The organism is Cumulibacter soli (assembly GCF_004382795.1).
GTDB classification, from domain to species: Bacteria; Actinomycetota; Actinomycetes; order Mycobacteriales; family Antricoccaceae; genus Cumulibacter; species Cumulibacter soli.
The window spans coordinates 333416-354200 of sequence record NZ_SMSG01000003.1 but is presented as its reverse complement, the minus strand read 5'-3'; the positions used below and the strand labels follow the sequence as shown (position 1 = coordinate 354200).

20 protein-coding genes are annotated in these 20785 nt (G+C 63.6%); 15 read left to right on the top strand and 5 right to left on the bottom strand.

All coding sequences use genetic code 11. From position 1 onward, the window contains the following. Positions 1-85: 85 nt before the first annotated feature. Positions 86-874: an enoyl-CoA hydratase/isomerase family protein gene (locus tag E1H16_RS08450; RefSeq protein WP_134323255.1), complete on the bottom strand. Its 789-nt coding sequence runs from the start codon at positions 872-874 to the stop codon at positions 86-88. 614 nt (positions 875-1488) lie between these two features. Between E1H16_RS08450 and E1H16_RS08445 the strand changes: the two genes are divergently transcribed. Then, entirely contained in the window at positions 1489-2925 is a 1437-nt protein-coding gene (locus tag E1H16_RS08445; protein ID WP_243837792.1) for an alpha,alpha-trehalose-phosphate synthase (UDP-forming), read from the top strand. Further along, complete coding sequence (otsB, locus tag E1H16_RS08440; protein WP_208378932.1) at positions 2922-3698, top strand: trehalose-phosphatase; 777 nt, start codon at positions 2922-2924, stop codon at positions 3696-3698. Before E1H16_RS08445 ends, otsB begins: the two co-directional genes overlap by 4 nt. A gap of 35 nt (positions 3699-3733) precedes the next feature. Here otsB and E1H16_RS08435 read toward each other — a convergent pair whose 3' ends face one another. Next, a complete protein-coding gene (locus E1H16_RS08435; protein WP_243837791.1) occupies positions 3734-4822 on the bottom strand; it encodes a TerC family protein in 1089 nt (362 codons plus the stop codon). Positions 4823-5005: 183 nt separating this feature from the next. Next, positions 5006-6340, bottom strand: coding sequence for an amidase (locus E1H16_RS08430; protein WP_134323253.1), 1335 nt, complete (start codon positions 6338-6340; stop codon positions 5006-5008). Between the two features lie 84 nt (positions 6341-6424). On the opposite strand from E1H16_RS08430, the gene E1H16_RS08425 reads away from it, so the two are divergent. Then, on the top strand, positions 6425-6901 hold the full coding sequence (locus E1H16_RS08425; protein ID WP_134323252.1) for a flavodoxin family protein: 477 nt from the start codon (positions 6425-6427) through the stop codon (positions 6899-6901). A 29-nt stretch (positions 6902-6930) separates the two neighbouring features. Here the strand turns inward: E1H16_RS08425 and uvrB are convergent, their stop codons facing one another. After that, complete coding sequence (gene uvrB / locus E1H16_RS08420) at positions 6931-9036, bottom strand: excinuclease ABC subunit UvrB (RefSeq protein WP_208378931.1); 2106 nt, start codon at positions 9034-9036, stop codon at positions 6931-6933. A gap of 97 nt (positions 9037-9133) precedes the next feature. On the opposite strand from uvrB, the gene glgX reads away from it, so the two are divergent. Together glgX and malQ are read left to right on the top strand one after the other, a co-directional pair. Beyond that, positions 9134-11251, top strand: a complete 2118-nt coding sequence (glgX, locus tag E1H16_RS08415; protein ID WP_134323250.1) for a glycogen debranching protein GlgX — start codon at positions 9134-9136, stop codon at positions 11249-11251. Next, complete coding sequence (gene malQ, locus E1H16_RS08410) at positions 11248-13332, top strand: 4-alpha-glucanotransferase (protein WP_134323249.1); 2085 nt, start codon at positions 11248-11250, stop codon at positions 13330-13332. The genes glgX and malQ overlap by 4 nt, the downstream gene beginning before the upstream one ends. On the opposite strand, the gene E1H16_RS08405 is transcribed toward malQ, so the two are convergent. Continuing rightward, on the bottom strand, positions 13305-14192 hold the full coding sequence (locus tag E1H16_RS08405) for a PPK2 family polyphosphate kinase (protein WP_134323248.1): 888 nt from the start codon (positions 14190-14192) through the stop codon (positions 13305-13307). The two genes, malQ and E1H16_RS08405, sit on opposite strands and share 28 nt — an antisense overlap. A gap of 107 nt (positions 14193-14299) precedes the next feature. Here E1H16_RS08405 and E1H16_RS08400 point away from each other — a divergent pair, with 107 nt between their 5' ends. The 10 genes from E1H16_RS08400 to E1H16_RS08355 all read left to right on the top strand — a co-directional run bounded on the left by E1H16_RS08400 (position 14300) and on the right by E1H16_RS08355 (position 20784). Then, positions 14300-14971 carry an SDR family NAD(P)-dependent oxidoreductase gene (locus tag E1H16_RS08400; protein WP_134323247.1) on the top strand — a complete coding sequence of 224 codons (672 nt, stop codon included), beginning with the start codon at positions 14300-14302 and terminating at the stop codon, positions 14969-14971. 66 nt (positions 14972-15037) lie between these two features. Continuing rightward, positions 15038-15517, top strand: coding sequence for an Asp23/Gls24 family envelope stress response protein (locus E1H16_RS08395; RefSeq protein ID WP_134323246.1), 480 nt, complete (start codon positions 15038-15040; stop codon positions 15515-15517). Next, entirely contained in the window at positions 15514-15864 is a 351-nt protein-coding gene (locus tag E1H16_RS08390; RefSeq protein WP_134323245.1) for an Asp23/Gls24 family envelope stress response protein, read from the top strand. Before E1H16_RS08395 ends, E1H16_RS08390 begins: the two co-directional genes overlap by 4 nt. Continuing rightward, entirely contained in the window at positions 15861-16046 is a 186-nt protein-coding gene (locus E1H16_RS08385) for a hypothetical protein (RefSeq protein ID WP_134323244.1), read from the top strand. The genes E1H16_RS08390 and E1H16_RS08385 overlap by 4 nt, the downstream gene beginning before the upstream one ends. Further along, positions 16043-16429 carry an Asp23/Gls24 family envelope stress response protein gene (locus E1H16_RS08380; protein ID WP_134323243.1) on the top strand — a complete coding sequence of 129 codons (387 nt, stop codon included), beginning with the start codon at positions 16043-16045 and terminating at the stop codon, positions 16427-16429. Before E1H16_RS08385 ends, E1H16_RS08380 begins: the two co-directional genes overlap by 4 nt. Beyond that, the gene (locus E1H16_RS08375) at positions 16426-17067 is read left to right on the top strand and encodes a DUF6286 domain-containing protein (protein WP_134323242.1); all 642 of its coding nucleotides are present in this window, start codon (positions 16426-16428) and stop codon (positions 17065-17067) included. Before E1H16_RS08380 ends, E1H16_RS08375 begins: the two co-directional genes overlap by 4 nt. Beyond that, positions 17064-17651, top strand: a complete 588-nt coding sequence (locus E1H16_RS08370) for a hypothetical protein (protein ID WP_134323241.1) — start codon at positions 17064-17066, stop codon at positions 17649-17651. Before E1H16_RS08375 ends, E1H16_RS08370 begins: the two co-directional genes overlap by 4 nt. After that, positions 17648-18730, top strand: coding sequence for an ATP-dependent DNA ligase (locus tag E1H16_RS08365; RefSeq protein ID WP_134323240.1), 1083 nt, complete (start codon positions 17648-17650; stop codon positions 18728-18730). Before E1H16_RS08370 ends, E1H16_RS08365 begins: the two co-directional genes overlap by 4 nt. A gap of 44 nt (positions 18731-18774) precedes the next feature. Then, the gene (locus E1H16_RS08360; RefSeq protein ID WP_134323239.1) at positions 18775-19812 is read left to right on the top strand and encodes a phenylacetaldoxime dehydratase family protein; all 1038 of its coding nucleotides are present in this window, start codon (positions 18775-18777) and stop codon (positions 19810-19812) included. Between the two features lie 249 nt (positions 19813-20061). Continuing rightward, complete coding sequence (locus tag E1H16_RS08355) at positions 20062-20784, top strand: SCO2322 family protein (protein ID WP_134323238.1); 723 nt, start codon at positions 20062-20064, stop codon at positions 20782-20784. The last annotated feature ends 1 nt before the right edge of the window (position 20785 follow it).

The window sequence follows — 20785 nt, the reverse complement described above, 5'->3', positions numbered from 1 at the left end:
CATCGGGCGCAATATGATCCGTAACCACAACCTTCGGCGCGACCGTCCTGCCCGAGATCAGGCTGACCTCCGCGGTCCTGACTCGCTATCGGAAGACTGGCGGACGTTTCTCCATGAACGCCGCGATCGCCTCGGCGTGATCCGGAGTCTTGTACGACTTCTCCAACAGGTCATGCTCGCGCTGCTGAATCAGGTTCAAATCGGTCTCGACCGCGTTCGCAGTCAGCAGTTCCTTCACAAACCGCAACTGGGCCGGCGGATTGCCGGACAGTTCGGTCGCCATATCCATCGCAACCTCAAGCACACGTTCTGGCTCGACAGCGCGGTCGACCAGGCCAAGCTGCGCCGCCTCATCACCAAGAATCGTCGTACCGCTCAGCGCAAGCCAGCTGCCCGCGCCCCAGCCGCACCGCGAAATCAGGTAGTGGGACGACGCCAGTTCCGTAACCAGCCCCATCTTCACGAAGCGCGCGGACAGTTTCGCCGTACTCGATGCGACGATCTGATCGAACGGCAGAATCATCGTCAACCCGACACCGATCGACGGGCCGTTCACGGCGGCGATCAACGGCTTCGAGCGGCGGCACAGCGCGACCCAGTCCCCCACCTGCGGCTTCTCAGGCTCCTTGTCGGCCGACTCCTCGAGGTTCTTCTCGAAGACCGCGCCAATGTCGGCGCCTGCGCAGAAACCGCGCCCGGCACCCGTGACAACGATCGCGCCGATGCTGTCGTCGGCGTTCGCGGCCTCGATCGCATCGGACATCTCCGCGCTCATCGCCGGTGTCCATGCATTCATCCGGTCGGGCCGGTTCAGCGTGATCAGCAGGACAGCGTCCCGCTGCTCGGTGAGAATCAGTTCGTACTGTTTGCTCATTCATTTTCCCTTCGTGCGAACACGCCAACGCTGTACGTGTAAGTCTCGAATCCACCTTAGCGGTCGTTCAGTCCAGGAACGAGGGTCGTGAGGTCCGTCGTGGCGACTAGGAGAACCAACACTGAGGTCCTACGGAGGTCCCCGCTACGTGGACCTCGTTCCTCTCTACTCTGGTCGATACCCGCCAGTTCGGCACGAGACCAGGCGGCACTAGAGCAGGCGACCAGCGATCGAGATGTGCGAAGTCGGTCCCAGCACGGTCCAGCGTTGCTCGAGGTGCTGAGACCGAAGGCGAACTGGCGAGTCCGATCGAGCGAACGGCCTGGAAAGAGGAAGGCACGAAGCCCGGGGTGGGTCCTGGTCCTTCGACCGATGCGGGGACGCTCTTGTGGGTCCTGATCCGCCGTTCGACAACCACCGAGGGCTTCGTGCCTGTAAGGGTTACACCGCTGTCCGGTTCGTCCTCACATGTCTGAGGGTACGACTGAAAATCCCACTCCACCAGTCTTGTTCTACGCGAGTTTGCGGCGCATGCTGGGGAGTTGGGGCCACCGAACCTCAGACCGTCCCGAGGCCGAGTCCCGCATCGTGTGAACCTAGGTAATCTCTATTACGTGTCCTCCCTGAGCGATTTCGTCGTCGTAGCAAACCGACTCCCCGTCGACCGCGTCGTCGCGCACGACGGCCAAAAGTCCTGGCGTCGGTCACCTGGTGGTCTAGTCACCGCCGTCGAGCCGCTGATGCGTAAGCAGGCCGGTTCGGCAGCGTGGATCGGATGGACCGGAGACGCATCGGAGAGTTCTGACGAGCAGTTGCCGTCCTTTGAGAATGACGGACTGATACTGCACCCCGTTCCGCTGACTGAGGACGATATCGAGGAGTACTACGAAGGCTTCTCGAACACGTCATTGTGGCCGCTGTATCACGACGCCATCGTTCCGGCCGAGTATCACCGACATTGGTGGAATGCCTACGTACGCGTCAATCGACGGTTCGCTGAGGCTGCCGCGCGCGTCGCGGCACCCGGCGCATTCGTGTGGGTGCACGATTACCAGTTACAACTCGTACCGGCGATGCTGCGTGAACTGCGACGGGACCTGCGCATCGGGTTCTTCCTCCATATCCCATTTCCACCGAACGAGTTGTTCAGCCAACTCCCGTGGCGGACTCAGATCATCGAAGGGCTGCTTGGCGCGGATCTGGTCGGTTTTCAGACCCCCGGCGGTTCCGGAAACTTCCTGCGGCTTACGCGCAGTCTGCTCGGCCTCAAACCCGCTCGGGGCGCGGTTCCGGTCGACACACGCGTGGTTCGTGCGCACAGCTTCCCGATCTCGATCGACGTCGATAGTTTCGCCGAACTCGCGGCCACTGAGTCGGTACAGCGACGTGCCGCGCAGATCCGCGCCGAGCTTGGCAATCCCGACCACATCCTGCTCGGCATTGACCGGTTGGACTACACCAAGGGAATTGGCACCCGATTAGAGGCATTCGAGGAATTGCTGCTCGAGCGCAAGGTGGACCCTGACAGCACGGTGATGATCCAGGTTGCAACGCCAAGTCGAGAACGCGTCGAGGCGTACCGGTTGCTGCGCGAGAACGTCGAACGCACCGTCGGCCGCATCAATGGTGCCTACGGCAGCGTTGGCCGCCCGGCAGTCGTCTACATTCACCGCTCGCTGCCACGCGAAGAGATTGTCGCGTTGTATCTCGCAGCCGACCTGATGCTCGTCACACCGTTCCGCGATGGGATGAATCTGGTGGCCAAGGAGTACGTCGTATGCCGATTGGACGGCACTGGCGCATTGGTGCTGTCAGAGTTTGCCGGGTCTGCGCTGGAACTGCGACAAGCATTTCGCGTGAACCCGTACGACATCGAAGGGCTCAAGAACACCTACCTCGCCGCGCTGCAGGCCGACGATGAAGAAAAGCGTAGACGGATACGGACATTGCAACGCCAGATTCACCGAAACGACGTCGCCTCCTGGGCACGCACGTACGTCGATTACATGGACGACGCCCATCAGCGCAGCCGAAAGGACTCTGGAGCGTGAACGTAGCGCGCACTGTGTTGCCGGCAGAGGCGCTACGCGCCATTGGCGACCTCGCGGCCGCCGAGATCCTGCTCGTGGCCTCCGATTTCGATGGCACCATGGCACAGATCGTGCCGGTGCCCGCCGACGCCCGTCCCGAACCGGAGTCCGTTGCGGCGCTGCGCGATCTCGCGGCCCAGCCGCACACCGATACCGCCGTCATTTCTGGCCGCGCATTGGATGTGTTGCGTGAGCTCACCGGGCTCTATGGAACGACGAATCTGGTTGGATCACACGGGCTGGAATTCGAGTCGGGACTCGAATCCACACTCTCCGCCACGGACACCGAGCGTCTCGCGCACATCAACCGGGCCGCGGACCTCGTTGCCAATGCGCACCATGGCGTCGAGGTCGAGCGCAAACCGGTGAGTACGGCGATTCACTATCGGCACGCCACAGACTCGAACATCGCCGCGATTCTCACCGACATCGAAGCCGGACCGGCCTCGATCGAGGGCGTACACGTCACCGAGGGCAAGAAGGTCGTTGAGGTCGCCGCGGTACATACCGGCAAGGGCGCCGCTCTGGACCAGTTGCGCGATCGACTCGGTGCGACGGTCGTGGTGTTCCTTGGCGACGACGTCACCGACGAGGACGCCTTCGCACGCTTGCGCGGCAGAGATGTAGGGGTCAAGGTTGGACCCGGCCCGACCTGCGCCACACTGCGAATTGCCGACACCGCCGCCGTCGCACAGTTCCTCACCGCGTTGGCCGACGCCCGTCGCGTGCGCTGACCCCGAGAGAAACGGCGGGGCCAGCAGCACGCGTGCTAGGCGTTTCCGGTCGTACCGTCGCCGTCCAACCGCGCCGCGACTTCGGCTTCGTCTCGAGCCAGCAGTTCCTTGTCCTTGTTCGACTTGCGCAGACTGAGCACGGTGGTCAGCAACAGCACCCCGACTATCACGCCCAGCGAAATCTCAATGCCAATGTGCGGCGCCCAGTCGATGCCCACCGCAGCCATTGCCTCGAAGATCAGCTTGACGCCGATAAAGCCGAGGATGATGGCCAGACCGTGTGAGAGGTACACCAAGCGGTCGAGCAGGCCACCGATCAGGAAGTAGAGTTGACGTAGGCCCATGAGTGCGAACGCGTTCGCGGTGAAGACGATGTACGGCTCCTTGGTAAGCCCGAAGATCGCCGGAATCGAGTCGAGCGCGAACAGCAGATCGGTAGATCCGATCGCCAGCATCACGATGAACATCGGCGTCAGCCACCGCTTGCCGTTGATCTTCACGATGGACTTCGACCCGTGATAATCGTCGGTCACCGGGTAGATCTTGCGGACCGTGCGGATCAGCTTGCTTTCTTGGTACTCTTCGTCCTCATCTTCCTTCTTGAAGGCGAGCTTCCATGCGGTGTACAGCAGGAAGCCGCCGAAGATGAAGAAGACCCACTGGAAACTGGAGATGATCGCAGACCCCGCCGCGATAAAGATGGTGCGCAGCACCAGCGCGATCAAAATGCCGATCAGTAGCACCCGATGCTGGTGAATCTTCGGCACCGCGAACGAGCTCATGATCAGTACGAACACGAACAGGTTGTCGACGCTCAGCGAATATTCGGTGATCCAGCCCGAGAAGAACTCAATGGAATGTTGACCGTCCACCAAGGCCCACATCCCTAGCCCGAATACGACTGCTAGCGAGATGTAGAAGATCACCCACCGGCCGGCCTCTTTTGGGCCTACCTCATGCGGGTCGCGGTCCACCACGAACAGGTCCACGGCCATCACGGCGAGCACGGCGACGATCGTGATCGCCCAGACCCACCAGGGGAAATACGGCTGGCCGGTTTCCGGGTTAGTGGACGCGAGGATCTCGCTGGTTTGGTTCAGCAATGCAGGTACCTTCCGGCTCACGGCACGCCGCTCGTGGGCAGGACTGTCCTGCGCGCGGCGTTGCTGTCGATCCGGAGGTCTCTTCCACCGCCGTCATGGGCGGCCACCAACCCGGGTCGGCGCGAACCGACCGTGGTGACGAGTGTGGTGTGCGGGAATACTCCCCTCCAACTGGACTAGGACATTATGCCCCCACGTCCTGGATCAGTCGCCGCGAGGTGCCACAACGTCGCGCACCCGAGCGATCGCCGCCCGCAGCGCGCCCTCCTGCCCAGGCGTGGTGATGATTTGCAGGCCCACCGGGAGCCCGTCAATCTCACCCGCCGGAACACTCGCACCGGGAAAGCCCGCCAGGTTCCACCGCACCGTCAGGTTGGCGGCAATCTGCGAACTGTTCCCGTTGTGGCCGCCAACGGTCATATCCCGCTCACCTATCCGCGGCGCCGTTACCCCGACCGTCGGCGACACCAGGACTTGATTCGGCTCCAGAAAATCGATCAGCGACTGCCGCCAGGCGGCCTGCTGCGCCCGGGCGGCGGCGTACTGCTCATCGCTCACGCGTCGTCCCGCGTCGATACGCGCCCACGTCGAAGGCTCGTAATCATCGCGACGCTCATCAAGCTGATGGGCGTGTACGTCGTACGCTTCGCGATTCATCACCGATGCCGCCACGCTGCGCATCTCGGGCCAGTTACCCAGCGACACCTCTGCCGTGGCATCGTCGCTGGCCGCATCGAACACCTCACGCACCAACGCCGCGACCGCGGGGTCGATGAGTGGGACTCGATCAATATTCAGCCAGGACCACGTTGGCGCGACAGCCTCGGGAACCGGTTTCCCGGTCAGTACCGACCATCCCGCCCACGCGACGTCCGCGTCGCCGGCGAGTACGCCGATCGTGTCCAAGTTCGGCGCAAGATCCTGGCTGCCCGTCGAGGGGACGTCGCCGTACGCGGTCTTGATCCCCACCGCCCCGCAGAACGCTGACGGAATGCGCACCGACCCACCGGTGTCCGTACCCAAGGCCAATGGGACCAGACCGGCCGCACTGACCGCTCCGCTGCCGGCGCTCGAGCCGCCGGTCATCCGCCCGAGATCGTGCGGATTTCGGGCGGCGCCGTCTTTGCTGACGTCCCCGGTCCCGCCGAACGCAAACTCATGCGTCAAGGTCATGCCGACGATCAACGCTCCCGCCGCGCGCAGGCTCGTCACCACCTCCGCGTCAGTCTGCGCAATGCGTCGGGCCAGCAGGCGCGACCCGGATGTCACCGGCCATCCGGCTACGTCGATAAGGTCTTTGATCCCGACGGGGACGCCGTGCAGGGGGCCGCGCTGACCCGTCGTGGCATCGAGTGCGGCCGCATCGGCCAGCACCCGCTCGCGATCAACATGCACGAACGCATTCAGATCGGGCTGGGTGCGCTCGATCGCATCCAGTGTTTCGACGGCGACGGCGAGAACGGATCGCTCATCGACCATTGCTCGGATGTCGGTCAGGCTCTTACCGTAGAACGGACCGCGTAGGGACTGCTCGATCATGTTCCGCACTCTAACCGTGGCATGGTGGGCGGCAGAAATGAGCCCAGGGCGGGTGCGCCAGCTGAACAGGAGCGTGGAACTGTCATGACCCAGGAAGCCGAAGCGGGCCGGGTGCTCGTCGTACACCACACGGTGTCGATCGGTACGGCGGCCGTCGCCGAGTCCGTCGCCGACGGACTGGCTATTGACGAGCTCGCTGGCCTGGAGGTAACGACACTGCCGGCGCTGACGGCGGGAGCGCACGACACGCTCAGCGCCAACGGGGTGATCTTGCTGTGCCCGGTGAACATCGGCTATCTCGCCGGCGCCATGAAGCATTACTTCGACCAGATCTATTACCCGTGTCTGGAAGCCACGAAGTCATTGCCGTACGCCGCGGTTCTGCACTCCAACAGCGATGCGTCAGGTGCATTGCGGGCGCTGGAGGCGATCACCACCGGAATGCAGTGGCGCCCGGTCGCCGATCCGATCGTGGTCTGTGGTGATCCCGATGCTGACACCCGCGCCGAGATCAGCGAGTTGGCCAGCACACTCGGGGCGTACGCCGCCGGCCTGATGTAACTGCCTGCCACCTCGATTCCGTGTCCGGATCAGACGCCGGCGCGGTCCATATTTCGCAGTTCCTTCTTCAGGTCGGCGATCTCATCACGCAGTCGCGCGGCAAGCTCGAACTGCAACTCTCGGGCTGCGGTCAACATCTGCTCTTGCAGTTTCGCGATCAGGTCCGCCAACTCTGCCCGCGGCAGCGACTGCACATCCTGCGGAATTACCCCGGACATCTCCCCACCGGACCCACCCGGCACGCTCTTCTTGCCGCGGGACTGTGATCGACCGCTACCGCCTACCGGAAGTTCCTCGTCCGCCTCTTGATAAATGCCGTCCAGGATGTCGACGATCTTCTTGCGCAGCGGTTGCGGGTCGATCCCATTTTCTTCGTTGTACCGTCGCTGCTTCTCGCGACGTCGCGCCGTCTCGTCGATCGCCTGCGCCATCGAGGGCGTGATCGTGTCGGCGTACATGTGCACCTGCCCGGACACGTTGCGCGCCGCGCGGCCGATCGTTTGGATCAGCGACGTACCGCTGCGCAGGAACCCTTCCTTGTCGGCATCCAGGATGGACACCAGCGACACTTCCGGCAGATCGAGCCCCTCACGCAGCAAGTTGATACCGACGAGCACGTCGAATTCGCCTTTGCGAAGTTCCTTCAGCAGTTCAACGCGGCGCAACGTGTCGACCTCGGAATGCAGGTAGCGCACCCGTATTCCTAACTCCAACAGGTAATCCGTGAGGTCCTCGGCCATCTTTTTGGTCAGCGTGGTGACCAAGACGCGTTCGTTCTTCTCGCTGCGAGTGCGGATCTCATGCACGAGGTCGTCGATCTGACCCTTCGTCGGTTTGACGACGATTTCCGGATCGATGAGGCCGGTGGGTCGGATCACCTGCTCGACGTACTCCCCTTTCGCCAGATCCAACTCGTACCGCGCCGGCGTCGCCGACAGGTAGACGGTCTGCCCGATCCGTTCGGTGAACTCCTCAAACTTCAACGGCCGGTTGTCGACCGCACTCGGTAGCCGGAACCCGTGGTCGACGAGGGTGCGCTTGCGGGACATGTCTCCCTCGTACATCGCGCCGATTTGCGGCACCGTCTGATGCGACTCGTCGATGACCAGCAGGAAATCCTCCGGGAAGTAATCAAGCAGGCACGATGGCGCCGAACCCGGCTCTCGACCATCCAGGTGCCGCGAATAGTTCTCGATCCCGGAACAGAACCCGACCTGCCGGATCATCTCGACGTCGTACTGAGTGCGCATGCGTAACCGCTGCGCCTCGAGCATCTTGTTCTGTCGTTCGAGTTCGGCCAAGCGCTGCTCAAGCTCGGATTCGATTCCCTTGACCGCGCGCTCGACCGCCTCCGGTCCGGCGGCGTAGTGGGTGGCGGGGAAGATGAAGATCTCGTCAGTCTCAGACACCACTTCGCCGGTGAGCGGATTCAGCCGATACAGGTGCTCGACCTCGTCGCCGAACATCTCGATCCGCACGGCGAGTTCCTCGTAGGCAGGAATTACCTCGATCGTGTCGCCACGCACGCGGAACGTACCGCGGCTGAACGCGATGTCATTGCGGGTGTACTGCATGTCCACCAGGCGCCGCAACAACTGCTCTCGGTCGTACTCCTCGCCCACCCGCAGCCGCGCCGACGCGTCGATGTACTCCTGTGGCGTGCCGAGACCGTAAATGCACGACACGGTAGCCACCACGACCACGTCCCGTCTGGTCAACAAGGACATGGTCGCCTTGTGCCGCAACCGTTCGACCTCTTCATTGACCGACGAATCCTTCTCGATATACGTATCGGTCTGCGGAACGTAAGCCTCAGGCTGGTAGTAGTCGTAGTACGACACGAAGTACTCGACGGCGTTGTTCGGCAGCAACTCGCGGAACTCGTTCGCCAGCTGCGCGGCAAGGGTCTTGTTATGCGCCATGACCAACGTCGGGCGCTGCAACTTCTCGATCAGCCACGCGGTGGTCGCGGACTTACCGGTTCCCGTGGCGCCCAGCAGCACCACGTTCTGTTCGCCCGCCTTGATCCGACGTTCCAGATCGCGAATAGCGGTCGGTTGGTCACCGGACGGTTCGTACTCGCTGATCACCTCGAAGGTGCCATGGGTCGGTATCAAATCTGTCTTCGCTCGCACGGGACCAGCGTACGACGACCCACGGACAGATTCCGACCTGTGAACCTGGGAGAATGATTTGCCGTGGTCGTATCCGCGGCCGTGGAGGGAATCACGCATGGAGATCTGGCCCGGAACGGCCTATCCGCTCGGCTCGACATACGACGGCAGCGGCACGAATTTCTCATTGTTCAGCGAGGTCGCCGAACAGGTCGCTCTCGTCCTATTCGCCGAGGATGGTACCGAGCAGGCCGTGACGCTACCCGAGGTCGACGGTTTCGTGTGGCACTGCTACCTCCCCGGGGTAGAACCAGGACAGAAGTACGGCTACCGGGTGCACGGTCCGGGCGATATCACGCTCGGCGAACGGACGAACCCGAGCAAGCTGCTGCTTGATCCGTATGCGAAGGCCATCTCCGGCGAGGTCGATTGGCACCCCGCTGTGTTCGGCTACGACGCCGAGGCCCCGGACCAGCCCAACAACGACGATTCGGCGCCGTACACAATGCGGTCAGTCGTGATCAATCCCTTCTTCGATTGGGGAAACGACTACCCTCCGAAGACCGCCTATCACAACACCGTGATCTACGAGGCGCATGTCAAGGGACTGACCCAATTACACCCGGACATCCCGGAGGAACAGCGCGGTACGTATGCCGCTATTGGGCACCCGGCGATCGTCGAGCACCTTCGGCGGATGGGTATCACCGCAATCGAATTGATGCCGGTGCATCAGTTCGTTCATGATCACCGGCTTCGTGAGGCCGGGATGTGGAACTACTGGGGCTATAATACGATCGGCTTCTTCGCGCCGCACAATGCGTACTCCTCGGCCGGTGACGCCGGCCAGCAGGTTCAGGAGTTCAAGGCGATGGTCAAGGCATTGCATCGCGCCGGCATCGAAGTGATCCTCGACGTCGTTTACAACCACACCGCCGAGGGCAATCATCTAGGACCAACCCTGTCGTTTCGCGGCATCGACAACGCGGCGTACTACCGACTCGATGAATCCGACCCGCGCCATTACGTGGATTACACCGGCACCGGGAACTCGCTGAACGTGCGCCAGCCGCATTCGCTGCAATTGATCATGGACTCGCTGCGGTACTGGGTAACGGAGATGCATGTCGACGGCTTTCGGTTCGATCTGGCCTCGACGCTGGCTCGCGAGTTACATGATGTCGATCGGCTCTCGGCGTTCTTCGACCTCGTGCAGCAGGACCCCATCGTGAGCCAGGTCAAACTGATCGCCGAACCGTGGGATATCGGCGATGGCGGCTATCAGGTGGGCAACTTTCCGCCTTTATGGACCGAATGGAACGGCAAGTACCGCGATACCGTGCGCGACTTCTGGCGCGGCGAGCCATCAACATTGGGCGAATTTGCCTCCAGGCTTACCGGATCCTCAGACCTGTACGCACATAACGGACGGCGCCCCGCCGCATCCATCAACTTCGTCACCGCGCACGACGGATTCACAATGCGCGATCTTGTCTCGTACAACGAAAAACACAACGAGGCCAACGGTGAGGACAATCGCGACGGCGAAAGTCATAATCGATCGTGGAACTCCGGTGTGGAGGGAAGCACCGACGACCCAGAGACCAACGAACTACGCAATCGGCGGGTACGCAACTTCCTCACCACCCTCCTGGTCTCCCAGGGCGTTCCGATGATTCTGTACGGCGACGAGTTCGGGCGCACCCAACACGGCAACAACAACGCGTACTGCCAAGACAACGAACTGACCTGGGTCGACTGGGGCACGGTCGATGAGAATCTCGCCGAGTTCACCGCCGCACTCACGCACCTGCGTCACGAGCACCCGGTCTTTCGGCGGCGCCGGTTCTTCGACGGTCACCCAGAGCCTTACGCCAAGGGCAACGCCGAACGCGACATAGCCTGGCTCACGCCGTCCGGCGACGAGATGACGCCCGAGGACTGGAACGCCGGTTTCGGCAAGGCGATCATGGTGTTCCTCAATGGCCACGGCATCAAGGGGATGAACTACCGCGGGCAGCCGATCGTGGACGACTCGTTCTTATTGCTCTTCAACGCGCACGAGGGCGACCTCGATTTCGTGCTGCCTGATCAAGACTACGAGTTCGGCTGGAATCTGGTCGTCGACACCGCTCGGGGCCAATGCGAGCGCCGCACCGACACCCTCACGGCCGGGACCCAGATCAATGTCACGGCGCGTTCGGTGATTGTGCTGCAGCAAGCCGAACCGGAATGACTCAGGTTGAGCCCGCACTGCGGGAATTGGCTGAGGCCTACGGCATCGCGGTGGCGTACGTCGGGAACGATGGCGTACGGCGGGAGGTGTCGCGCGCTACGGTAATCGCGGCGTTGGCTGCATTCGAAGTATATGTAGATTCTACCGATGACATCGCGAATGCGTTCGACGCGCGCCGTGCGCGGGACCGCGACAATCCGCTGCCCGCGTGCATCGTCGTGCGCGAGGGCGAACCCCGACGAATCGCCGCCCCCGCTGGGTCTGACGCGCTGCTGGAATTGGAGGACGGCACAGCTCTCACGCTGAACCGCGCGCGGGACGACTCGTTGGTTGTTGAAGTACCGCCCACGGTGCCATGCGGCTATCACACCCTCACGCTGAGGACATCGGAGGGCAGCATCACTAGCTCGTTGATTGTCGTCCCACGTTTCCTCGGTATGCCCGCCGGTGTCGGCAGCCGACGTGAATGGGGTTTCGCGGTTCAGATCTACAGCGTGCGCTCGCAGGACAGTTGGGCGATCGGCGATTTCGCCGACCTGGCGGCGATCGCCGAGTGGTCGGCTGCGTTGGGCGCCGGGTATGTCTTGACAAATCCGCTGCACGCAGCCGAACCGACGCCACCGATGTCACCGTCGCCGTACTCGCCGACGAGTCGCCGATTCCTGAATCCGATATATATCAGGCCAGAGTCTCTCGATGAGTACGTCGCGGCTCCAACTGAACTACGTGCGCAGATAGATCGGCTACGCACCGACCTGCTCGCGGGCATCGGAGATGCCGACACCATCGATCGTGACGCAGTGTGGACCGCAAAGAGTCGCGCGCTGAGGCTGCTGTTCGCCAACCGGACCCGCGATGGCATAGACACGCCGGATCCCGATCTCGAGGAGTTCGCAACCTGGTGCGCCATCGTCGAGGTGTGCGGACACGATTCGACAGGCTGGCCAACGGGCCTGCACGATGCCTGTGCGAATGCGGTCGACGACTTCGCGCGCACTCATCGAGGGCTGATCGACTTCTACCGCTGGCTCCAAAACGTGGCAGCCCGGCAACTCGCCGCTGCGCAGTCAACCGCACGCGAGGCCGGTATGCGGGTCGGTATCGTCACCGACCTCGCCGTAGGGGTCGGCACGGCGAGTGCCGAGGTGTGGGCCGATCCAATGACGTACGCCGCCGGCGTCACCATCGGTGCTCCTGGCGACGCCTATAACAGTCTGGGACAAGGTTGGGGCCTGGCCGCGTGGCGTCCGGATCGCCTGGAACAAACGGCATACCGCCCGTTTCGTAACCTCGTACGTGCGATGCTGCGGGGGTGCGGCGGAATCCGAATCGACCACATTATGGGGCTGTTCCGATTGTGGTGGATCCCGCCTGGCGGTGCGCCGAACGAGGGTACCTATGTGTCCTACGACCAGGACGCGATGGTCGGCGTCCTAATGCTCGAAGCGCAGCGCGCCGACGCGCTGATCGTCGGCGAAGATCTCGGTACGGTCGAAGTTTGGGTCCGCGACTATCTCGCCGACCGCGGCATTCTCGGTACGTCGGTGCTGTGGTTTGAGAACGTCGATGGCGCGCCGCTACCTCCGGAGCGGTATCGCGAGTACTGCATGGCCTCGGTCACGACACACGATCTGGCACCCACCGGCGGGTACTTGAAGGGCGCACATATCGCCGTACGCGACCAACTCGGACTGCTCGCGCGACCCGCGACCGAGGAGTACGCCGACCTCGACGTCGTGCTGCAAGGCTGGAGGGACGACCTGAGGGCGCGGGGGCTACTGACCTCTGACGACCCACCGAACGCCGACGATGGCGAGCAGAAGATCCTCGCTTTGCATCGGTATCTGGTGGCCAGCCCATCCCGGGTGCTGTGCGCAGCGCTCGGCGATGCGGTCGGCGACCTGCGCTTACAAAATCAACCGGGCACCAGCGATGAGTACCCCAATTGGCGTGTCCCGCTCACCGACGCCGACGAGCAACCGGTGCGGGTGGAAGACCTACGGGTCAGCGCTAGGGCTGCCCGCCTAGCCGCGGTCCTGCAGGCAGCGCAGGATCAGGCGGACTCGTCCAGCAGTCGCTGACGCTGCTCGGCAACATCAAAGGTGGTCGGCGGATACTCGAGGTCCATATCTCGCAGCGATTCCAGTAGTAGTCGACCAACCGCCCAGTTGCGGTACCACTTTCGGTCGGCCGGCACGGCGTACCACCGCGCATTCGAGGTGCTGCACCGTGTGAGGGCGGCTAAGTACGCGTCCTGATAGTCGTCCCAGTGCTGCCGCTCGTCGATATCGGCCGGGTTGAACTTCCAGTGTTTGTCCGGGTTATCGAGCCGCTCCAGCAGACGCTCTTTTTGCTGATCTTTCGAGACATTCAGAAAACACTTCAGGATCGTATATCCGTCGCCGACCAGGTCCTGCTCGAACGCATTGATGTCGTCGTACCGCGACTCGATCGTTTCGGTGTCCGCCATCGCGTGGACTTTCTGAATCAACACGTCTTCGTAATGAGATCGATCGAAGATACCTATTTGTCCGGGATAAGGCAGGTTATTGCGTACTCGCCACAGAAAGTGGTGTTTGCGCTCTTCGGCGGTCGGTGCCTTGAACGAATGTAAGGCGAGCGCGGATGGGTCCAACAGCCCTATGGTCTTCTTAATCACCCCGCCCTTGCCAGCTGTATCCATACCCTGCAGCACCAGCAGAATCCGGCGGTGCCGAGAATTCTCCGCATTGGCTCGCAGCCGTACCTGAAGTTCTTGCAATTCGGTGGCGTACCGATCAGTGCGCGCGACCGCCTCTTCTTTGTTCTCCGGACCGCCGGGTGTGGAGCGTGGATCGATATCGGCGAGCTTCTCGCGTGCCTCAGCTGGATCCGTCGGCACGACGAGCAATGAACGAAGATCCAGTTCTGTCGGCGCCGCTTTGTCCTTGTCCTTGCCCATGCCCGCTCCTCGGTCACCGATACTCTGGTGAGTATTGACGATAGCGATTCGCCTCATCCGCCGCTCGCTGAACATGCACCAGTAGGCACACGACGTATCGGAGAACCATGTCCCTGCCAAGATCGGATGTGCTCGTCGTGGGCGCCACAGGCGGCGTCGGCCGGGAACTCTGCGCGCGGTACGCCGCCGACGGTATCCGGGTACATGCGGTCGGTCGCGATCCGCGCCGACTCGACGCGCTAGCCGCGGCCACCGGCGCCCTCACCTACCGCGTGGACCTGACCGACGCTGACGCCGCCGGCGTGCTGGCGTCCGAACTGCGCGACTTTGGTATTCCGCTGGCGATCGCGGCGATCGGCGGGTGGTACGTCGCAGAGCCTGGCCTCGCGCTCCCTATGTCTCGATGGCAGCGCACCATCGATAGCAACCTGACAGCTCATTTCATCGCGGCGCGAACCTTCGCGCCGGTTCTGCGCGGCCCGCGGCCGGTATACCTCGCACTCAATGGCATAGCCAGCCACTATCCCTGCGAAGGATCGCTCGCAATCAGTGTTGCCGGCGTCGGACAACGAATGATGCTCGATGTGCTCGCCGCCGAAGGACGCGCCGAGGCGCTCACGTTCGCCGAACTAGTCATCGACACACCTGTGGTGCTACCCGGTGAAGACGACGATGATGACCAGCCGACTCACACCATTGCGCAGGTCCACGAAGCCATCGAGGCGCTGCGTTCCCGAGGGCCTGAGGCCGGCCTCGTCTTGCGCGCCCATCTGGGGTAATCAGTCCACCTCATCGGCGCGACACGCAACTCGCCCCGGTCGACACCACTGGATTAAGCAGGAAAGATGGGCCAGGTGACTATCTCGGACGAACCGCAGGCAAGCGCACCCACGACCGCGCAACCGCCGACGAATCCGCCGGCCGCCGCCCCGAGCGGCCTCGCGCTCGACGATGGCACGATCACCGTGTCCGAGATCGTCGTTGCCAAGATCGCCGCGCTCGCCGCCCGGGAAGTCGCCGGCGTGCACGCACTCGGCGTGGGTGCCGCTCGCTCGGTGACATCCGTGCGCGATCGGATTCCGGGCGCCGCACCATCGCCAACCGTGGGCGTGTCAGTGGAGGTCGGGCGGACGCAGGCCGCGGTCGACCTGGACATCGTGGTGGAGTACGGCACTCCGATCACACAGATCGCGCGAGACGTACGCCGACGAGTCATCAGTTCCGTCGAGCAAATGACCGGCCTACAGGTCGTCGAGGTCAACATCACCGTCGACGATGTGAACCTCCCAGCGCTCACCGATTCACGCGGCGAGCGGCTGCAGTGAGCACGCCCGAAGTGTTCCGCGATGCCGCACTAGCCGTCCCTGGCGTCCTCGGTATGCACGCCGGGCCGCATGGCACCGCAGCGACGTTCTCGACCAGTGGGCGCGTCTGGGGTGTGCGCGTCGGCCCGGACCAACTCGATGTGCACGTGATCACCGAATCCGGACGACACCTCGGCGAACTCGGCCGTGAGATCCAGTCCGCCGTCCGCGCGGTCGGCCACGACTACGCTGGTCAAATAGTCGTGCACATCGAAGACATCACCGTCCCACAACAGAATCCGCAGCCGGACGAGGCAGGCACGTCGGCGTCCCGGACCGACACCGAAGAACCACGGAGGACCCCATGAGTTCAGCGCACATCGGACTGCTGGCCGGGATGCTCATCGGCCTCGCCGCGATCATCGGCGGGTTTGCCGGATTCCTGCTGGTCACGGCCCTTGGCGCGATCGGCCTGGTGCTCGGCCGGGTCGTTGATGGCGAGCTAGACCTCGGCGGCATGACGCGCGGCAAGGGCCGCGACCGAGCATGACGTCGTCGGTCGTGTCCGCCGCACCCGAGGGCACCCCAGCCGATGCTGACCCGGCAGCTCGTGGGCTCACCCGCATTTCGCCCAACGTCGTGGAACGGATCGCTGCACACGCCTGTCACCGCGCTGATGGCGCCATCACCCCGCAGTTGCACCCGGCGGCACCCCGAGGTTCGGCACCGCGCGCCCGCGCCGAGATCAACGGCAAAATCGCGCGACTGACCGTAACCGTCGGTGTGCAGTACCCGATGCCGGTCGCGGCGTTCGCCGCCACCCTGCGCGATGTCGTGGCCGCTGATGTCGAGCGGCTGTGCGGCTTACACGTGGTCGCGATCGACGTTGAAGCGGCACCGGTCAACCTTCGACGCAGGACACGAGTGTTATGAACACAGCCCAGCGAATCATGCTGCGGGTGGTGAGCGCGCTCGTCGCTTTGGCGCTCGTCGTCGGCGGCTGCCTCGTCATTGGACAGGTCGTGGTCGGGATGACCAGCGGTAGTGACTTCCTGATCCCCACCGATGACTGGTACGACGCGCTGCGCACCACGCCCTGGGACGATTCATCGCCTGTGTACGTCGCCGTCGCGCTCATCATCGTGGGCTTCCTGTTGCTGCTCGTGGCGGCACTCGCCAAAGGGCGCCTGTTCACCCTCGCTCCCCCTGCAGACGACGTAGATGTCGTCATCCCACCTCGCGCTATCGCCCAAATGCTGCGCCGGCAGGCCGAGGCCGTGCCGGGCGTCGGGTCCGCCAGCGCAGAGTTTAGTCGCGACCTCGCCAGGATCAGCGTGACCGCACCCCTCGCCGCCATCGAGACCGTCGAGCAGGACCTAGCCCAAGCACTCAGCCACGGCCTCAAGCAACTGCCGTGGGTTCGCGTACCCCGGCTGGAGATCGAGGTCATCGGCCCACGCGAGCGCCCCCTCGTGCCTGGCGACACACCGCCGTCGGGACGCGTTGACGCACCGTCGGGCCGCGTCGATGCGACGTCTGTCGAGGCGTCGTCTGGGGGCGAGAGCCGATGAGAAGTGATCGCACCGACCGGGTGAATCGCGTCGTCCTGGGCGTGATCGGCATTGTGCTGGTGTTGTTGGGAATCGGCGGATTACTGCACAGCACCGGCGCTTTCGGCAGCGCTCGACGCGCCAGCCCCGTCGTCTCCTCCCCCACGGCTGCCTGGTACGCCGCGAACGGTTCCTGGGTGTGGCCGACCACCGCAGGAGTCGCACTCATCGTGGTTATCCTCGCGGTGTGGTGGGCATCGGCGCAGATCCGGATGCCCGGATCAAGCCGGATCGAACTCGAACGTGCCGCCGCCGGCACCGTGTCCGTCACGGGAAACTATCTGGCGGAGTGCATCGAGCAGGACGCCGCGACCCTGGACGATATCGAGCGCGCCCGCGCGCGCGTGAGTACGACCGAGTCCGAGGTGCACGTGTGGCTGACTATCTGGGTCGGACCGCCGTACGACGTGGGCCGTGCGGTCGCCCGAGTGACCAAGTCCCTACTTCCGAACGTGCGCGCCGCGCTCGATGGCCAGGCGCCACCAAGGATCCGATCACATGTGACGGTCGAGACCGCAGAATCAACCGTCTCGAGGTTGGCATGAGCGCGCTTGACCGTCCGCTGAAACCAGCGCTCGCGAAGCCGTCGAAGGTTCTGCCGACATCGGGTGATTGGGTCTTTGAGCCGAAATGGGATGGCTTCCGCGCGATTGTGCACCGCAACGGCCCAGAGATCGGCATCGACAGCCGTAGCGGCACCGACCTCACCCGCTACTTCCCGGAGTTGGTCGCCGTCCTACTCGAACAACTCCCCGAACGCTGCGTCATCGACGGCGAGATCGTGATCGAGACAGACGGCCGACTCGACTTCGATGCCCTTCAGTTGCGATTGCACCCGGCGCAATCGCGAATTGACCTGCTGGCTCAGCAAAGCCCTGCATCTCTCGTCGTGTTCGACCTGCTTGCCGTGAATGGCGAGGTCCTGCTGGACGAGCCGCTCAGCGTCCGGCGAGGGCTATTGGAGTCGCATTTGCGCGAGGTCCACGCACCGATCTTCCGCACCCCGTCCACGACGGATCCCGACGCGGCGCAGGCATGGTTCACCGATCTCGAAGGTGCCGGGCTCGACGGTCTGATCGCCAAAGATCTCACCAGTACCTACCAGCCCGGGGTACGCAGTTACCTGAAACTCAAGCACCGGCGCGATCTGGACGCCGTGGTGTGCGGATTTCGATGGCACAAGTCCGGCGACGTCGTCGGCTCACTCATGCTCGGGTTGTACGACGACACGGGAGCGTTGCACTACGTCGGCGCCTGCTCCTCGTTCACCGCGAAACGGCGTGCCGAACTCGCTGACTTCCTCGCCCCATACCGATGCGCCCCGCAGGAGCATCCGTGGCATGCCTGGCTCTCACCCGAAGACTCCACCGAACGACTGCCAGGTGGGCAAAGCCGCTGGAGCGCCGGCAAAGATCTGAGCTGGAACCCGGTGCGCCCCGAGTTGGTGGCCGAGGTCGCGTACGACCAATTCCAAGGGGCTCGGCTACGTCACCTCGCCACCTTCGTGCGTTGGCGCCATGACCGTGAACCCGCCTCGTGCACATTCGAGCAACTGCCGCAGATCGATCCGTACCCACTGGCGGGCGTGTTGGAGGCGCGCCCGGACGATACGCCGACCGACTAGAGTGGCTCACGTCACCGACGCGCCATCGTTGCAGGAGGAATGACATGGAATCGGCCGTTCCCGCACACCTGAGGGTCAAACGCACTGAGCCCGCCCGAATGCGCGACGATTGGAATCCTCCATCCCCCGCATTCAGCCCTCGGCTCTCGCCGGAGGTGACGGGCACGGTCATGGGTTATTACGGACTCCAGTACCGCGGCGAGCGGCCGACCGCCGCAGACCTGGCGCACGCGACGCTGACTGAGCGCATCGAGTCGGCCGATGGGCCGGTGTACCGCGACACCGCCGTCGTGAGGGACCCCGCGGGCTACACGAACGAGGTCTCGGTGCTGTACTGGCTCGATCAGGAACAGTTCCGGCGCTGGGAGCTCAACCACCCCTCGTGGACGGCGGCGGACCGCCCGGCCGATGGGCTGGGCTACTTTCAGGAGATCGCGCTTCCGGGCGCGAACGACTTCGAAATGATTACCGGCGGTCGCCGCCAGGAGGGCGTCGCGACGCAATCCGAAAGCATCAGTGAGCCGATCGCGGAACACGCCTATTGGGGGAGCATGCGCGATCGACTACCCTCCAGCCAGACCTCCGCTCTCGAGGCGCATGGGGAGTTAACTTTTGATGACGACGGCGACCTCGTCGTCGTCAAGCCGCACGACGGCATGGCGCTGATTCGATCCGGACAAGACTGGGTCGACACCGAGGACGAAGCACGTGCGTGGTGGCTGGAGAGGATCCAGCCGGTACTGCGCGAGGGAATGGATTTCCTGACGACACAGGGACGCCCGATCGGCTGTTACTCCAACCGGCTGATGCAGTTGAGCGCCGACGGGCAACCTATCGAGAAGACCTACGGGCACAGTTGGTGGCATTCGCTATCAGAACTCGAAGACTGGTCACGATCGCACCAGACCCACCTCAAGATATTCGGCTCCTTCGGCCAGTTCATCAAGCACTTCAAGGGTGCTGCCGGGCTGCGCCTCTATCACGAGGTTGCCGTACTCGACGCGGATCAGTTGCGCTTCGAGTACCTCCACTGCCATCCGGAAACGGGCTTGCTCGGCGCCCGGCCGAACGCGCATTTGTAGTCGTCCTGAAGCTGCTCATGAGGCCCGGCTGAGACGAACGGCCAACGAGGTGGGATTCTGGATACTGGTCTCCCCGTGGAGACCGCACATTCCGTCTCGGGAAAGCCGGTGCGATTCCGGCGCTGACCCGCAGCCGTACAGCCGGATATCCAGGCGGAATCGTGGCTCCCACCGTCGAGGTCTACGGATCAGGAGCCGGACGCGGTCCGGCTACCCCGTGGTGCCGCACCCGAAGAAAGAAGCCGGACAATGCGTTCGCTCAGAGCTCTACTCGCCACAGCTTTCGCCGTGCTCATCGGTGCCGCTGGGTCGATCATGTTGGCGGTCAGCCCCGCACACGCCGACGACATCTATAGGTACTGGGCATACTTCACCGTCCAGGACGGCGCATTCGTGCCCGCCGACACCGGTCCCGCTGACGCGACACCCGCCGACGGCTCAATCGAGGGATATCGGTACGCCGCCCCCGCCGACTTCACCAACCCGAATCTGCCACGCGCCGATCTCAGCACCGTGTCCTTCGACGAGGTGTGCGCCGGCGTGGACGCCGCCGACGGGCAGAAGCGAGTCGCCGTGCTCATCGACTACGGCGTGCAGCAGGATGCCCCCAGTGACGCCGCGCCGCCGGAGCCGCAGGCGTATTGCGCCCAGGTACCTGAGGACGCGAACGGCCTACAGGTCCTCGAATCGGCGGCGTCCGCGGTACGCACGGAGCCAGGCGGCATCGCACCTCTGCTCTGCGGCATCAACGACTACCCCACCACCGGCTGCGCGGACGAGATCGCCGAATCGGGTACCCCCGCGGATGACACCGTCGAATTCGCGATCGCTGGTTCGGATGATGACGACGCTGTGGCCAGCGAGTCCGCGTCGGACGATGGCACCAACACGCCGCTGTTGATCGGTGCTGTCGTGGTCGTGCTTTTAGTCGCTGGCGGCGGTTTCTACCTCAGCCGCCGTCGAGCCGCATAGT

Coding starts and splice junctions, on each gene's coding strand:
- E1H16_RS08450 (WP_134323255.1), bottom strand. CDS start 874: ATGAGCAAACAGTACGAACTGATTCTCACCGAGCAGCGGGACGCTGTC.
- E1H16_RS08430 (WP_134323253.1), bottom strand. CDS start 6,340: ATGATCGAGCAGTCCCTACGCGGTCCGTTCTACGGTAAGAGCCTGACC.
- E1H16_RS08425 (WP_134323252.1), top strand. CDS start 6,425: ATGACCCAGGAAGCCGAAGCGGGCCGGGTGCTCGTCGTACACCACACG.
- glgX (WP_134323250.1), top strand. CDS start 9,134: ATGGAGATCTGGCCCGGAACGGCCTATCCGCTCGGCTCGACATACGAC.
- malQ (WP_134323249.1), top strand. CDS start 11,248: ATGACTCAGGTTGAGCCCGCACTGCGGGAATTGGCTGAGGCCTACGGC.
- E1H16_RS08405 (WP_134323248.1), bottom strand. CDS start 14,192: ATGGGCAAGGACAAGGACAAAGCGGCGCCGACAGAACTGGATCTTCGT.
- E1H16_RS08400 (WP_134323247.1), top strand. CDS start 14,300: ATGTCCCTGCCAAGATCGGATGTGCTCGTCGTGGGCGCCACAGGCGGC.
- E1H16_RS08395 (WP_134323246.1), top strand. CDS start 15,038: ATGGGCCAGGTGACTATCTCGGACGAACCGCAGGCAAGCGCACCCACG.
- E1H16_RS08385 (WP_134323244.1), top strand. CDS start 15,861: ATGAGTTCAGCGCACATCGGACTGCTGGCCGGGATGCTCATCGGCCTC.
- E1H16_RS08380 (WP_134323243.1), top strand. CDS start 16,043: ATGACGTCGTCGGTCGTGTCCGCCGCACCCGAGGGCACCCCAGCCGAT.
- E1H16_RS08375 (WP_134323242.1), top strand. CDS start 16,426: ATGAACACAGCCCAGCGAATCATGCTGCGGGTGGTGAGCGCGCTCGTC.
- E1H16_RS08370 (WP_134323241.1), top strand. CDS start 17,064: ATGAGAAGTGATCGCACCGACCGGGTGAATCGCGTCGTCCTGGGCGTG.
- E1H16_RS08365 (WP_134323240.1), top strand. CDS start 17,648: ATGAGCGCGCTTGACCGTCCGCTGAAACCAGCGCTCGCGAAGCCGTCG.
- E1H16_RS08360 (WP_134323239.1), top strand. CDS start 18,775: ATGGAATCGGCCGTTCCCGCACACCTGAGGGTCAAACGCACTGAGCCC.
- E1H16_RS08355 (WP_134323238.1), top strand. CDS start 20,062: ATGCGTTCGCTCAGAGCTCTACTCGCCACAGCTTTCGCCGTGCTCATC.